The organism is Pseudovibrio axinellae, assembly GCF_900110875.1.
GTDB lineage: Bacteria > Pseudomonadota > Alphaproteobacteria > Rhizobiales > Stappiaceae > Pseudovibrio > Pseudovibrio axinellae.
Genome location: NZ_FOFM01000002.1, coordinates 222,635 through 234,623, shown reverse-complemented (window position 1 = coordinate 234,623; position 11,989 = coordinate 222,635). Strand labels below are relative to the sequence as shown.

Below are 11,989 nucleotides of genomic sequence, written 5' to 3'. Positions count from 1 at the left end.
CAAAAATGTGCGCCCTCACCTTGTGTCCGGTTACAGTTTAGCAGAGGCGTTGGCCAGTGTTGGACGTGCTAGGACCCTAGTGAAATATTCACTGACGGCGCCTTCTGGCCACTCAAACTTAGATAGCCGGGCCCAGAACGCACAATGCCCGATGATGATATCTGCAATCGTGAATGTGTCGCCCATCGCCCAGGTATTCTCGCTGAGCCGTTGTTCGAACTGCTTCATTGAGTTTGCCCATTCAAACTTACAAGTGGCCTTAATGTCAGGAATACGTTTTTCTGCTGGATGAATAAATGAGTGCTTTGCAGCCATCCAAAGGATGGAGTCCATTTCATCCAGGGCGAAGTTTGTAAAACTATCCTGTTTCGCGCGGTCGAGGCTTCCCGCAGGAAAAGTAAGAGCGTCGTGTTTGTCTGCTAAATACGTGCAGATTGCAGTTGAATCGTAGATCGTGTCATCGCCAACCGTTAAAGCAGGGATCTTTCCTGATGGGTTTACCGCACGAATTTCATCTTGGTGAGGTTTGCAAGGCACAACCTCATAGGGCAACCCCAACTCTTCCAGTGTCCATAATACACGCATGGTTCGTGATTGCGGGTGGCCAATAACTTTGTACATGAGGTTCTCCTGTTGAGCCTGATCATCCGTGGGGATTGCAGAAAAGAAAAGGCTCTTTGATTGCTACTTGAGGATAAGGTTTCGTCAAAGAAATGAGAGTCTTTCAAATCGGCAGTGTTGACAGGTAATCGTTGCTCTAAAGCCGTCGCCCCCGATAACTAAAGGGGTGATTGGTGCAATGGGTCTTTGATAACTTAATTTCCAACAATACCCATCGAAAAAAATGCGCTGAAATGTTTGGAGGTGGCAGCCTTTTACTGGTATCGTTGCCCCTAATATTTTGGGAGAGACACCGTCTGTATTGTGGGCGTCTGGTGACATAGTTTTCATTGTTTACCCCTACGGTACTGCCAAAGGGTAGCTTGGGCTGTTCACGAAATTTATTCAGCCGCGGTGCTATCTAAGTCGGCTTTGAAAGTAATTTTTTGCCGCAAGAACTTGTAGGTGTGGAGCGACAGGATCGTGAATTTTTCGATTTATTGGATTGCGCGCAACATTCGATTTGTTTCTTTCTTTGCTGTGGCGCTGGCTGCAGCACTTTCGAGTGCCCGTGCAGATATTGCCACTTGGTTATTGCTCGATGCAGATAATGGCCGTGTTTTAGAGCAGCATGGTGCCTCTGATCGTTGGTACCCAGCATCCCTCACGAAAATGATGACTGCTTATGTCGCTTTTCAGACCATCTCCAAAGGAGAGATGGCTATGAGTGATATGGTGATGGTTTCACAAAATGCACTCAATCAGCCTCCCAGCAAAATGGGTTTTAAAGTCGGGACCACAATTACGCTCGATAATGCGCTGAAAATGATCCTTGTGAAGTCAGCAAACGATATTGCGGTTGCCATCGCTGAGCGGTTGGGAGGCACGGAAGAAAATTTCATCAAAAGGATGAATGCCACATCGCGCCGGTTAGGTATGACGCATACCAATTTTGTTAACCCGCACGGTTTGCCGGATAATCGCCAGGTAACGAGTGCGCGTGATATGGCAATTCTGGCGCGTGCACTTTGGCAGGAGTTTCCGCAATACCGTGCCTATTTGAGTCACCCTGGCATACGCTTTGGCCGCAGAACATTCCGCTCTGGGAACCGAGACTACCTGCTGCGCACTGCCGGGGCTAACGGGTTGAAAACCGGTTACATTTGTAACTCCGGTTTCAATGTGGCGACGTCAGCGACACGGAATGGCAGAACTATTATAGCTGTTATTTTGGGAGCTGCATCCAGTTTGGAACGTTCAGCGTTTGCGCAAAAACTCATTGATAGCGGGTTTAAGAAAACCAACGGAGCTAGGATTTCTTCGTTTCGAGGAAGCGGCAACCCGAATCCGCCTAAAGACCATTATTGTAAGCGCAACGCGAAACCAACAGCTCAGCAACTCGTTGACCGATTCGGCAGCAAGCGTGGTGCGGTTGGCATGATGGCTTATGCTGATGCTGCGAGCCCAAGTCCAAGTGGCAAGTCTATCCGCCTTTCTAAGAAGAAGGTAAATTGGTCTCTGGTGTATGAAGAAATTCTAGGTCCGCAACTTAAGGATTATGCACCTGTTACCGTTCGTATTGGAAACGAGCATCCTGTTGTGGCACTTAAAAAGTTAGGAAATGGTGTTCCCTTACCGATGCCAAAGCCGGGTTCTGAAACTAGTTTGGAGAACAAGCCAATCGGAGGGATCTTGAATGTCCCGATTGGAAAGGGCGCCTCTTTGCATCCGTTGAGGTCGAACACCAGAAGAGATTTGTTTGGCAGTCCTGGTGGCCTATATGCTAATACAGCTGTCTTCGGTAGAAGGCAGTAACCGTAGCTACAGGCAGTGCAGAAATATGGCTAGTACACAAGAGAGGCGGAGTCCGCCGACCCCAATTCCATTGAGTGTGATTACAGGCTTTTTAGGAGCAGGCAAAACCACGCTTCTCAATCGAATCCTGAAAGAGCCTGTTTTGGAGAATACGGCCGTTATCATCAATGAGTTTGGTGAAATCGGTCTGGATCATCTTCTGGTCGATAACATTGATGATGGTATAATTGAGCTCTCATCCGGTTGTTTATGCTGCACTATTCGCGGCGATCTCATTAATACACTGGAAGATATCTTGCGCCGTATTGATAATGGCCGGATGAAGAAGATCGATCGCGTGATCATCGAAACCACTGGTTTGGCTGATCCTGCTCCGGTACTGCACACGGTCATGCTGCACCCTTATCTGCTGATGCGCTATCGGCTAGACGGTGTGGTGACGCTTGTTGATGCAGTGAACGGTTTGGATACGATCAATTCACAGGAAGAAGCGGTCAAGCAGATTGCAGTGGCAGATCGGATTGTCCTTACCAAAACCGATTTGCAGGAACCCTCGGCAGGACTGATGACTGAGCTGAAGCACCTCAATCCAGGTGCGCAAGTTTTAAACGCGCAAGATGGCTCCGCAAGCGCCTCAGCACTCATTAATTGTGGTCTTTATAATCCTGATACAAAGATCCCAGATGTTCAAAGATGGCTGCGAGAAGAGGCATATAAGGAAGATCATGCCGCTCATGGCCATCATCATGGTGAGGGGCACCACCACTCCCATGATCAAAACCGGCATGGCAAAGATATTCGTGCATTTACAATGGAGACGGATCGGGCGATATCAAACGCTGCTCTGGAGATGTTTTTAGATCTGTTACGTTCGGCTCATGGACCTAAGCTATTGCGCATTAAAGGAATTATTAAGACCGTGGAATGCCCAGACAAACCTTTGGTCGTTCATGGCGTGCAGCATGTATTCCACCCGCCAACGCGCCTTGAAGCATGGCCTGATGAGGACCATCGCACACGCCTAGTGTTTATCACGAAGGGACTGTCTGAGGGCTTTGTCAGGAAGATATTTGATGCCTTCACAGGCGGCGTTGCGTCTGACACGCCTGATCAAACCGCTATGATGGATAACCCGCTGTCCATCGGCGGGTTTAGCGGCACGTTTAAGTAGCCGACTGCTTCAAATATTAAAAAAGCCCGCAAAGTGAGCGGGCTTTTTTGTATCTATCTATGTCTTAGCGCGTCGGGACTGGGACTTCACCGCGATAGTCGTAGAAACCGCGTTGGGTTTTGCGACCAAGCCAACCTGCTTCAACATATTTAACCAATAGTGGGCAGGGGCGGTACTTGGTATCTGCAAGGCCTTCATAAAGGACCTGCATGATGGACAAGCAAGTGTCCAGACCAATGAAATCGGCCAGCTGAAGCGGACCCATTGGATGGTTTGCGCCCAAGCGCATTGCTGTATCAATGGCTTCAACAGAACCAACACCCTCATAGAGAGTGTAAATTGCCTCGTTGATCATTGGCAGCAGAATACGGTTCACCATGAAGGCTGGGAAGTCTTCGGAAACCGCGATTGTTTTTTTCAGACCGAGTGTATAGCCCTTGGAAATTTCAAAGGTATCATCACTGGTTGCGATGCCGCGCACAAGTTCCACAAGCTCCATAACTGGAACCGGATTCATAAAGTGGATACCAATGAATTTTTCTGGACGGTCAGTTGCAGATGCAAGGCGCGTGATGGAAATAGAAGACGTATTTGTGCTCAGAATTGCTTCAGGCTTAAGAATGGGACAAACGCTTTGAAAAACCTTGCGTTTGATCTGCTCGTTTTCGCTGACGGCTTCTATAACGAGGTCTGCATCCGCTAGCGAGGATACATTTTCAGAGGTCGTGATACGTGCAAGAGCAAGATTGCGAGCCTCTTCAGTTAAGGTGCCTTTTGCGAGCTGTCGGGCCATGTTGCCGCTGATGCTGGCAAGACCGTTGTCGATCCGATCCTGGGATATGTCGTGAAGCACCACATCATATCCGGCCAATGCACTCACATGCGCGATGCCATTGCCCATTTGACCAGCGCCAATTACACCGACTTTTTTTACTTCGACCACCATTGTCAGATCCAAATTCTTACAAGCACCATTTGAACGCAGTTTGGCGTTCTCGCAAAACATACATCGCAAGCCTTGCCTTAAACAGCAAGAACCCCAGAATGAAATATTAACATCTTGGGGTTCATGAAACGCTAATCAAATATGATTAGAGGGCTTTCTCCAGCTCCGGCAGAGCTTCGAAGAGATCTGCAACAAGGCCGTAGTCCGCAACCTGGAAGATTGGCGCTTCTTCGTCCTTGTTAATTGCAACGATGACCTTGGAGTCTTTCATGCCTGCAAGGTGCTGAATTGCACCGGATATGCCGCAAGCAATGTAAAGATCAGGCGCTACCACTTTACCAGTTTGACCGACCTGCCAATCGTTTGGAGCATAACCTGCATCTACAGCGGCACGGGATGCACCGATTGCAGCGCCAAGCTTGTCAGCAACTGGAGTGATGACTTCGTTGAACTTCTCTTCGGAGCCAAGAGCACGGCCACCGGAGATGATGATCTTTGCGCCTGCCAGTTCTGGACGATCAGAAGCAGCGATTTCTTCTCCAACGAAGGAGGAGATTTCTGGGTCTGCAGCAGGTGTAGCAGCTTCAACTGTTGCCGCGCCGCCTTCGGCAGTAGCTGCGAATGATGCTGTGCGAACAGTCAGCACTTTTTTAGCATCAGTCGACTGTACAGTCTGAATTGCGTTGCCTGCGTAGATTGGACGCTGGAATGTATCGGCAGATTCCACAGCGATAACGTCTGAGACTTGCATCACATCAAGCTTTGCAGCTACACGTGGCAGGGTGTTTTTACCGTTTGTTGTAGCGGCAGAAACAATAGCGTCGTAGTCGCCTGCAAGTGAGACGATCAGATCGCCAACTGTTTCAGCGAGCTGATGCTCATAAGCTGCATCGTCAGCTACAAGCACTTTTGAAACGCCTGCCAACTTGGTAGCAGCGTCGGCTGCTGCACCGCAGTCTTTACCAGCAACAAGGATATGAACGTCTCCACCCATTTCAGCAGCTGCTGTCAGCGCTTTAGCGGTAGCTTCGTTCAATGCAGAATTGGTATGTTCAGCCACAAGAAGCGTGGTCATATTGCTAACTCCTTTTGACCTATCTTAAAGAACGCCGGCTTCGTTTTTGAGCTTTGATACAAGCTCGTCAACTGAAGCGACTTTAACGCCTGCCTGGCGTGATGCTGGTTCAGCTGTTTTCAGAACCTTCAGGCGAGGGGTTGCTTCAACGCCGAAATCTGCGAGCGTTTTCTCAGCGATCGGCTTCTTCTTCGCTTTCATGATGTTCGGCAAAGAAGCGTAACGAGGTTCGTTAAGGCGCAGATCGGTGGTTACGATTGCAGGCATATTCAGCTTAACAGTTTGCAGACCGCCGTCGATTTCGCGGGTTACGTCAACAGTGCTGTCGCCAAGGTCGACCTTCGAAGCGAAAGTGCCCTGTGCCCAGCCGAGCAGTGCAGCAAGCATCTGACCTGTCTGGTTGCAATCGTCATCGATTGCCTGCTTGCCAAGGATCACAAGACCTGGCTCTTCTTCTTCGACGATGCCTTTAAGGACTTTCGCGACTGCCAGAGGCTCAACGATATCGTCTGTTTGTACGAGAATGCCGCGATCCGCGCCCATTGCAAGGCCAGTACGGATGGTTTCAGTAGACTGTTTAGGGCCAATGGAAACCACAATAATCTCTGTTGCTTTACCAGCTTCCTTAAGGCGGAGAGCTTCTTCAACAGCGATTTCGTCGAAAGGGTTCATGGACATTTTGACGTTAGCGAGTTCAACGCCTGAGCCATCCGCCTTAACGCGAACTTTTACGTTGTAGTCTACGACCCGTTTTACGGGCACGAGAATTTTCATGTTCCTAGAACCTCCACTAGAAATGCAGGGAAGTTTGCGTCGCAACAAAGTTGATAAGACACACTTTCCGCCGGGCTGTCAGAGCCAAAAGGGAATGCATATTGCATTGCAATTTGGGCGACCGTAATCAGCAATTTGAGGGCTGTCAACGATCGCCTAGGGTAAATAGGTATCGGGTTTCAACCAATGTATAATGCGAAGTGGCCTTTAAGCGGCGATAGTTGTCCATAAGTGTTGATAGTTTACCTATTGGTCAATCGTTTGGCCGTTGCAAGAATTGGAAAAAACTAACGATATTTGCCTGCGACCCATAAAATATCGCCTTCACCTTTTAGGTTTGCGTAGCGAGAGGCGACGAAAAAGAGGTCGGACAGGCGATTGAGATATTGGAGCGCGTGTTTGTTCACTTGCTCTTTTTCTGCAAGTGCGGCGACCAGACGTTCTGCGCGGCGGGCTACTGTTCTGGCCTGGTGCAGGTAGCTTGCCAGTGGCGTTCCACCAGGTAATACGAATGATTTCAACGGTGTAAGTTCAACGTTCATCTGGTCGATAGCGACTTCCAATGAGGTGACTTGATTGGCTGTGGCGCGCAATGGTTCGTAGCCGAGATCTTCATCGGTCTCTGGTGTTGCAAGGTCTGCGCCGACATCGAAAAGGTCGTTTTGAATTTGTCCTAAGAGTTCATCCAGGTTTGGAAACTCTTTGGCTGCGTGCAGGCGGGCGAGGCCTACTACTGAGTTAGTTTCATCGACCGTTCCATAGGCATCGATGCGCAGGTCGTGCTTCTGCCTGCGTTCGCCGCTGCCCAGAGCGGTGGTGCCGTCATCGCCGGTTTTTGTATAAATCTTATTGAGAGTGACCATTTTATACCCGTCCCCCAGAGAAAATCAGGATGTGCTCGCCAGATAAACAGATATCATAATCAATATGATAGCGGCAAATTGAAGGATGACGCGGTATCTCATAAGCTTCTGTGAGCGGTTTGGATCTCCGCCGCGCATCATGTTCCAAAGACCAAGCCCAAGGACGAGTGCGACAGCAAAAAGAGCAATAGGAACAAGAGTGGCAACAATACCGCTCATCAACATCTCCAATAATTGAGTACCTCAATTGAGGTGTAAGATTAATTCAAGACCACAATAGAGATATTAAGTAGGGCTGCAAAGCTAACCCATAGGAGATAGGGTAGATAAAGCCAGGCTGCAAAGATTTGTGCTCTATAAAACAGTCGAAACGTGAAAAAACTTAGCGCGAGCAGTAGGATAAGGACAATAAGACCTGTTGTGGGGTTTTGTTGGCCGAAGAAGGCCCAGGACCAAATTCCATTTAAAAACAACAGGATAACGAATGTAACCTGAATGCTTGTTTTGGCAGGCGGTGTTGGCTTGCCTTTTGCTGGTTCGCTCATAAATTCCGTTGCTATCCAAACACTTATGCCGAGCAGGGTATAAAGGATGCTCCAGACCGGTGCGAAGACCCAGTTTGGTGGGTTGAAAGCGGGCTTGTTGAGGGATGCATACCACTCTGGAATAGCGGGTGAGGTGATGATGCCGCCGTAAGCTGCTGTGGCGTAACATAAAAGTCCCCATCCCACGAGGCGGCTCCAGACAACTCGGCTTTTAAGTTTTGCTTTTGTGGTGTCGCTCAGGGGCACGGAAATTCCTTTTGAACGGTTTTGCGCGGAATTGCGTTTTATGCGCATATCTCTGCGTTGGTTTGCGTTGTTACGTCAATGCTTGGAGTAGCGTTCTATTAGGTGCTGTATCCAGCTTGCGTTCCTCTAAAATATCAGACTAGATATTTATATTAGTTGTCCCTCTCTTCAAAGTACACTTCATGACACAACAAGCCGTTTTCGATGCGCGCGATGTGAGACTTATTCGCGGTGTCTTTTTTCTTCAGCCTATCGCTCTGGGAGCGTGGTTTCCGCGTATTGCTGAAATTCAATCGCGTCTCGATGTGAGTGATGGCGAGTTCGCGCTGGCTTTGGTTGGTATGCCGGTTGGCTTGCTGGTGACATTGATGTTCGCAGGGCGGCTGACTGAGAAAGTTGGAGTGCGGCAACTTTTGATAGGAGGGCTTTTTGGTTTCATCTGCCTGATGCCGCTTCCAACGTATGCCGGGTCCATTTTTCAGCTCTTTGCATATTTGGCGGTTGTGGGGAGTGCGCTTGCTTTTGTTGAGCTGTGCATGAATGTGATTGCGGATAAAACTGAGCGGAAAAGCGGGCAGCTTATTATGTCGGGTTGTCACGGGTTGTGGAGCCTTGGGGTGTTGGTTGGAAGTTTGGTCAGCTCTGGTTTTTCCTGGGTTGGGTATGGGCCATCTCAAAGTGTTTTGATGGTGAGTGGCATGGCTTTGTTGCCAGCGCTTTATACCTCCTACAGTTTGAGTGAAGGACGAGTGCCCGATATTGCGGAAAAGCATTCAAGCGGGTTTGAGATGCCCGGTGCTGCGTTGATAGCTGTGTGTTTCTTCGCGTTTGGCATTACTATGACAGAGGGTGCGATTGCTGATTGGTCAGCAATTTATGTATCAGATCTTTTCGACCTGTCAGCAGGTTATGCGGGGCTGGCCTACAGCGCCTTTGCCATGATGGTGACCGTTGGACGCCTAAGCGGAGACTGGCTGCGTGCTCGCGTTTCCGTTCAAAGCGCCGCGGTGGGAATTTGCGTTGTTGCGCTGGTTGGGGTCGGTATTCTGGTCGTTTCACCCAACTATATGGTCTCGCTGCTTGGCTTTGGTTTGGTGGGGCTTGGTGTTTCTGGTGGTTTTCCACTTGCGGTGACAGCAGCTGCGGAGAAACCGGGTCGTTCTCCAGCAATCAATGTGGGGCTGATGACGCAGATTGCGCTCGGTGGTTTCCTTGTTGGTCCGCTGGTCATTGGCTATGCTGCGGACCATCTGGGTATCCAAGGTGGCTTCATTTTGCTGTTGCCAGCGTTGGCGATGAGTTTGGTGCTGAGCCGATCATTGATTAAATGAGCAATGAGTGTGATTGGAATGAGAGTTAGTTTTCGAAGTATTCCCGCTGTTCTGACCTATAATTTGCGTCAGAGCGTGCTTTGGCCAGACTCGCCGATAGAGCGCGTAAAAGTTCCCAAGGATGAGCAGGCGCTTCATATCGGGGCCTACGAAGGAGAGAACTTGATCGGTGTTGGGTCATTCTTTTCCGATCTGCCCTTTGTGAGGCTGCGTAAGCTCGCGGTTTTACCTGAAAAACAAGGCTGCGGGGTGGGAAGCCGTCTCATACGGTTTGCAGCAAGCCAGCCAGACTTACAAAAAGCCGAGCAGCTTTGGTGTGATGCCAGACAAGATGCTGTTTTGTTTTATCAGCGCCTTGGTTTTCGGATAGAGGGAGACACCTTTGAAAAATCCGGCGTTGTCTATGTGCGTGCGCTTGCAGAGATTTCGGCTCTCTCGCAGTGCCCATCGCTGAGCGGGCAGAGCTTTTAGTAAGTGTTGTTGATCCAAGTTGTGTGTGACGGAAACCTGATCATCCGTGTTGCTGTCAGTCACCTCGGCAATCAAGCGGCTTTATGCTGATGTTTGGCGCACTTGTGCTAGTCGGAGACTTGGTCAGGTGGGTAGGACAGGGAGAAAGTTGCGCTTAGCTGGCAATTTCGACGGATCTTTCTCATTGTTGCTTTTCAGGCTTTTCATGAAGGCCCTTGCCTTGCGGTCTGCCTGGTCGATTTCTTTAGAACTAAGGAGTTTGGCGGTGTCGTCCAGACTCTTTAGTGCAGGTTTGCTGCCATTTTCGGCCGCAATATAAAACCAGACATATGCGCTATGAATATTCTTTTCTACGCCACTTCCCTTATAAAACGCTAGGCCCATACGGTATTGCGCATCTACATGCCCCTGTTTTGCGGCACGGTAAACCCAATTTGCAGCTTTGGTTTCATCGCGTGAAACGCCTTGCCCAGTGGCGTAGACACGGCCAAGGTTATATTGTGCTTCTGCATGGTTTTGCTTGGCGGCGCGGTAGTACCAGTGCACAGCTTGCCAACGGTTTTCTTCCAAGCCAGCACCGTTTTCGAAGGCAACTCCATAACGATATTGTGCTTCAGCATGGTCTTGCTGAGCAGCCAGACCGACCCATTTCGCCGCTTCAGCTTCGTCTTGTTTCACACCTTGTCCGGTCGCATACATATACCCGAGTTTGAATTGTGCGTCGGCAAGGCCCGCCGAGGCGGCTATACGGTACCATGCTACGGCTTCAGTCAGGTCTTTTGGCAGGCCGACCCCGTTGGCGTACATGGCGGCGAGGTTAAACTGAGCTTTGGCAACACCTTGTTCAGCGGCGCGAATGTACCATGTTGCAGCGGTGGCATCGTCTTGTGTTACACCTAGACCTAATTCATATATGCGACCAAGATTAAATTGTGCGTCAGAATGGCCTTGCGTGGCTGCAATGCGGAACCTTTCAGCAGCTTTAGAATAGTCTTGGGCTAGGCCTTGTCCATTGGTGTAGGCACGTCCGAGATTGTATTGGAACTTAGCAAGACGGTCCTCAAAGGCTACGCGGTACTCCGTCACAACATTGGCATAGTGTTGCTTCAGGTCTTCTTTGAGTTCTGCGAGGTTGTTAAGGCGACTTTTTGCAATATAGATGCCGTTATCGGCTGCTAGTCGGTACCATTTTTTTGCTTCGATATGATCCAGCTTAACGCCAAGGCCGTTGCTGTGCATATATCCGAGCTCAAACTGCGCTTTGGCATCGTCTTGATCGGCGGCGAGGCGGTACCACTTTGCGGCCTCATAATGGTCTTGCTGAACACCTTGCCCATTTTGATAGAGCTGTGCAAGTCGATATTGTGCTGCTGCTACTCCCTGATCAGCTGCTCTTTGGTACCATAATGCAGCAGTCTGGTAATCTTTCGGCATGCCTTGGCCTTTAGCATGCATGTACCCAAGCTGCCATTGCGACTCTGCATGGCTTTTCGTAACTGCTAGTCGGTACCATTTTTCAGCTTTTTTGTAGTCTTGCAGCACACCTCGTCCATTGTGATATAGGCTTGCGAGGTTATATTTTGCCCACGTGTTCCCGCGCTGAGCCGCAATTTGGTACGATTTAAAGGCTTCTTGATAGTCCTGCGGTACGCCTAGTCCTTTCTCGTACATGTACCCTAATTCAAGTTCCGCTCTGGTATTGCCTTGTTTTGCAGCGAGGCGATACCATTTCACAGCTTCCTTGGCGTTTCTGGGAACGCCATTCCCGTTATGATACAAAAGACCAAGATTAGTCTGAGCGATTGCATTGCCTTTGTCTGCGGACATCCGGTACCATTTGGCAGCTTTTGCATAGTCTTTGGGAACGCCTTTTCCTTTTTCATGCATATACCCGACGTCTAGCTGTGCGCTGGCATGGCCCTGCTCAGCGGCGAGCAGGAACCATTTTAATGCGGTCTCATAATTCCGTTCTACACGAGTGCCTTTAAGGTAGGCGTATCCAAGTTTATATTGGTGGTGGGCAGAGCCGCGTTCCGCAGATCTGGTCGTGGTATTGAGCCACGATCCGTATGCAGGGAGGAGAGACTGGCTTGGCATCAAAATGGCACAAGCCACCAGAGCTACCGTTAGAAGCCGTACCTGCATGTATCCT

The 11,989-nt window shown here is 49.6% G+C and carries 12 protein-coding genes; 4 read left to right on the top strand and 8 right to left on the bottom strand.

Annotated features, from left to right (window positions below; all coding sequences use genetic code 11):
• Positions 1 to 30: 30 nt before the first annotated feature.
• Positions 31 to 621, bottom strand: coding sequence for a glutathione S-transferase family protein (locus BMZ51_RS06030; protein ID WP_068004688.1), 591 nt, complete (start codon positions 619 to 621; stop codon positions 31 to 33).
• 462 nt (positions 622 to 1,083) lie between these two features.
• Between BMZ51_RS06030 and BMZ51_RS06025 the strand changes: the two genes are divergently transcribed.
• Entirely contained in the window at positions 1,084 to 2,415 is a 1,332-nt protein-coding gene (locus tag BMZ51_RS06025; protein WP_068004690.1) for a D-alanyl-D-alanine carboxypeptidase family protein, read from the top strand.
• Positions 2,416 to 2,440: 25 nt separating this feature from the next.
• Positions 2,441 to 3,586 carry a CobW family GTP-binding protein gene (locus BMZ51_RS06020; protein WP_068004691.1) on the top strand — a complete coding sequence of 382 codons (1,146 nt, stop codon included), beginning with the start codon at positions 2,441 to 2,443 and terminating at the stop codon, positions 3,584 to 3,586.
• Between the two features lie 64 nt (positions 3,587 to 3,650).
• Here BMZ51_RS06020 and BMZ51_RS06015 read toward each other — a convergent pair whose 3' ends face one another.
• The 6 genes from BMZ51_RS06015 to BMZ51_RS05990 form a co-directional block, all read right to left on the bottom strand.
• Positions 3,651 to 4,532, bottom strand: coding sequence for a 3-hydroxybutyryl-CoA dehydrogenase (locus BMZ51_RS06015; RefSeq protein WP_068004747.1), 882 nt, complete (start codon positions 4,530 to 4,532; stop codon positions 3,651 to 3,653).
• 145 nt (positions 4,533 to 4,677) lie between these two features.
• Positions 4,678 to 5,607 (bottom strand): electron transfer flavoprotein subunit alpha/FixB family protein, encoded by a 930-nt coding sequence (locus tag BMZ51_RS06010; protein WP_068004693.1) that lies wholly within the window; start codon positions 5,605 to 5,607, stop codon positions 4,678 to 4,680.
• Positions 5,608 to 5,631: 24 nt separating this feature from the next.
• Positions 5,632 to 6,381 (bottom strand): electron transfer flavoprotein subunit beta/FixA family protein, encoded by a 750-nt coding sequence (locus tag BMZ51_RS06005; protein WP_068004695.1) that lies wholly within the window; start codon positions 6,379 to 6,381, stop codon positions 5,632 to 5,634.
• A gap of 287 nt (positions 6,382 to 6,668) precedes the next feature.
• Positions 6,669 to 7,244 (bottom strand): cob(I)yrinic acid a,c-diamide adenosyltransferase, encoded by a 576-nt coding sequence (locus tag BMZ51_RS06000; protein ID WP_068004697.1) that lies wholly within the window; start codon positions 7,242 to 7,244, stop codon positions 6,669 to 6,671.
• 24 nt (positions 7,245 to 7,268) lie between these two features.
• Positions 7,269 to 7,463: a twin transmembrane helix small protein gene (locus BMZ51_RS05995; protein WP_068004749.1), complete on the bottom strand. Its 195-nt coding sequence runs from the start codon at positions 7,461 to 7,463 to the stop codon at positions 7,269 to 7,271.
• 41 nt (positions 7,464 to 7,504) lie between these two features.
• Positions 7,505 to 8,035 (bottom strand): TspO/MBR family protein, encoded by a 531-nt coding sequence (locus BMZ51_RS05990; RefSeq protein WP_208979326.1) that lies wholly within the window; start codon positions 8,033 to 8,035, stop codon positions 7,505 to 7,507.
• A gap of 182 nt (positions 8,036 to 8,217) precedes the next feature.
• On the opposite strand from BMZ51_RS05990, the gene BMZ51_RS05985 reads away from it, so the two are divergent.
• The gene (locus BMZ51_RS05985) at positions 8,218 to 9,366 is read left to right on the top strand and encodes an MFS transporter (RefSeq protein WP_068004698.1); all 1,149 of its coding nucleotides are present in this window, start codon (positions 8,218 to 8,220) and stop codon (positions 9,364 to 9,366) included.
• 18 nt (positions 9,367 to 9,384) lie between these two features.
• Positions 9,385 to 9,837 carry a GNAT family N-acetyltransferase gene (locus tag BMZ51_RS05980; RefSeq protein ID WP_068004752.1) on the top strand — a complete coding sequence of 151 codons (453 nt, stop codon included), beginning with the start codon at positions 9,385 to 9,387 and terminating at the stop codon, positions 9,835 to 9,837.
• Between the two features lie 123 nt (positions 9,838 to 9,960).
• Here the strand turns inward: BMZ51_RS05980 and BMZ51_RS05975 are convergent, their stop codons facing one another.
• Positions 9,961 to 11,982 carry an SEL1-like repeat protein gene (locus tag BMZ51_RS05975; protein WP_068004700.1) on the bottom strand — a complete coding sequence of 674 codons (2,022 nt, stop codon included), beginning with the start codon at positions 11,980 to 11,982 and terminating at the stop codon, positions 9,961 to 9,963.
• Between the last annotated feature and the right edge of the window lie 7 nt (positions 11,983 to 11,989).

Excerpts from the sequence above, each read along its gene's own strand:
- BMZ51_RS06030 (WP_068004688.1), bottom strand. The coding sequence starts at position 621 with ATGTACAAAGTTATTGGCCACCCGCAATCACGAACCATGCGTGTATTA.
- BMZ51_RS06020 (WP_068004691.1), top strand. The coding sequence starts at position 2,441 with ATGGCTAGTACACAAGAGAGGCGGAGTCCGCCGACCCCAATTCCATTG.
- BMZ51_RS06015 (WP_068004747.1), bottom strand. The coding sequence starts at position 4,532 with ATGGTGGTCGAAGTAAAAAAAGTCGGTGTAATTGGCGCTGGTCAAATG.
- BMZ51_RS06010 (WP_068004693.1), bottom strand. The coding sequence starts at position 5,607 with ATGACCACGCTTCTTGTGGCTGAACATACCAATTCTGCATTGAACGAA.
- BMZ51_RS06005 (WP_068004695.1), bottom strand. The coding sequence starts at position 6,381 with ATGAAAATTCTCGTGCCCGTAAAACGGGTCGTAGACTACAACGTAAAA.
- BMZ51_RS06000 (WP_068004697.1), bottom strand. The coding sequence starts at position 7,244 with ATGGTCACTCTCAATAAGATTTATACAAAAACCGGCGATGACGGCACC.
- BMZ51_RS05995 (WP_068004749.1), bottom strand. The coding sequence starts at position 7,463 with ATGAGCGGTATTGTTGCCACTCTTGTTCCTATTGCTCTTTTTGCTGTC.
- BMZ51_RS05985 (WP_068004698.1), top strand. The coding sequence starts at position 8,218 with ATGACACAACAAGCCGTTTTCGATGCGCGCGATGTGAGACTTATTCGC.
- BMZ51_RS05980 (WP_068004752.1), top strand. The coding sequence starts at position 9,385 with ATGAGAGTTAGTTTTCGAAGTATTCCCGCTGTTCTGACCTATAATTTG.
- BMZ51_RS05975 (WP_068004700.1), bottom strand. The coding sequence starts at position 11,982 with ATGCAGGTACGGCTTCTAACGGTAGCTCTGGTGGCTTGTGCCATTTTG.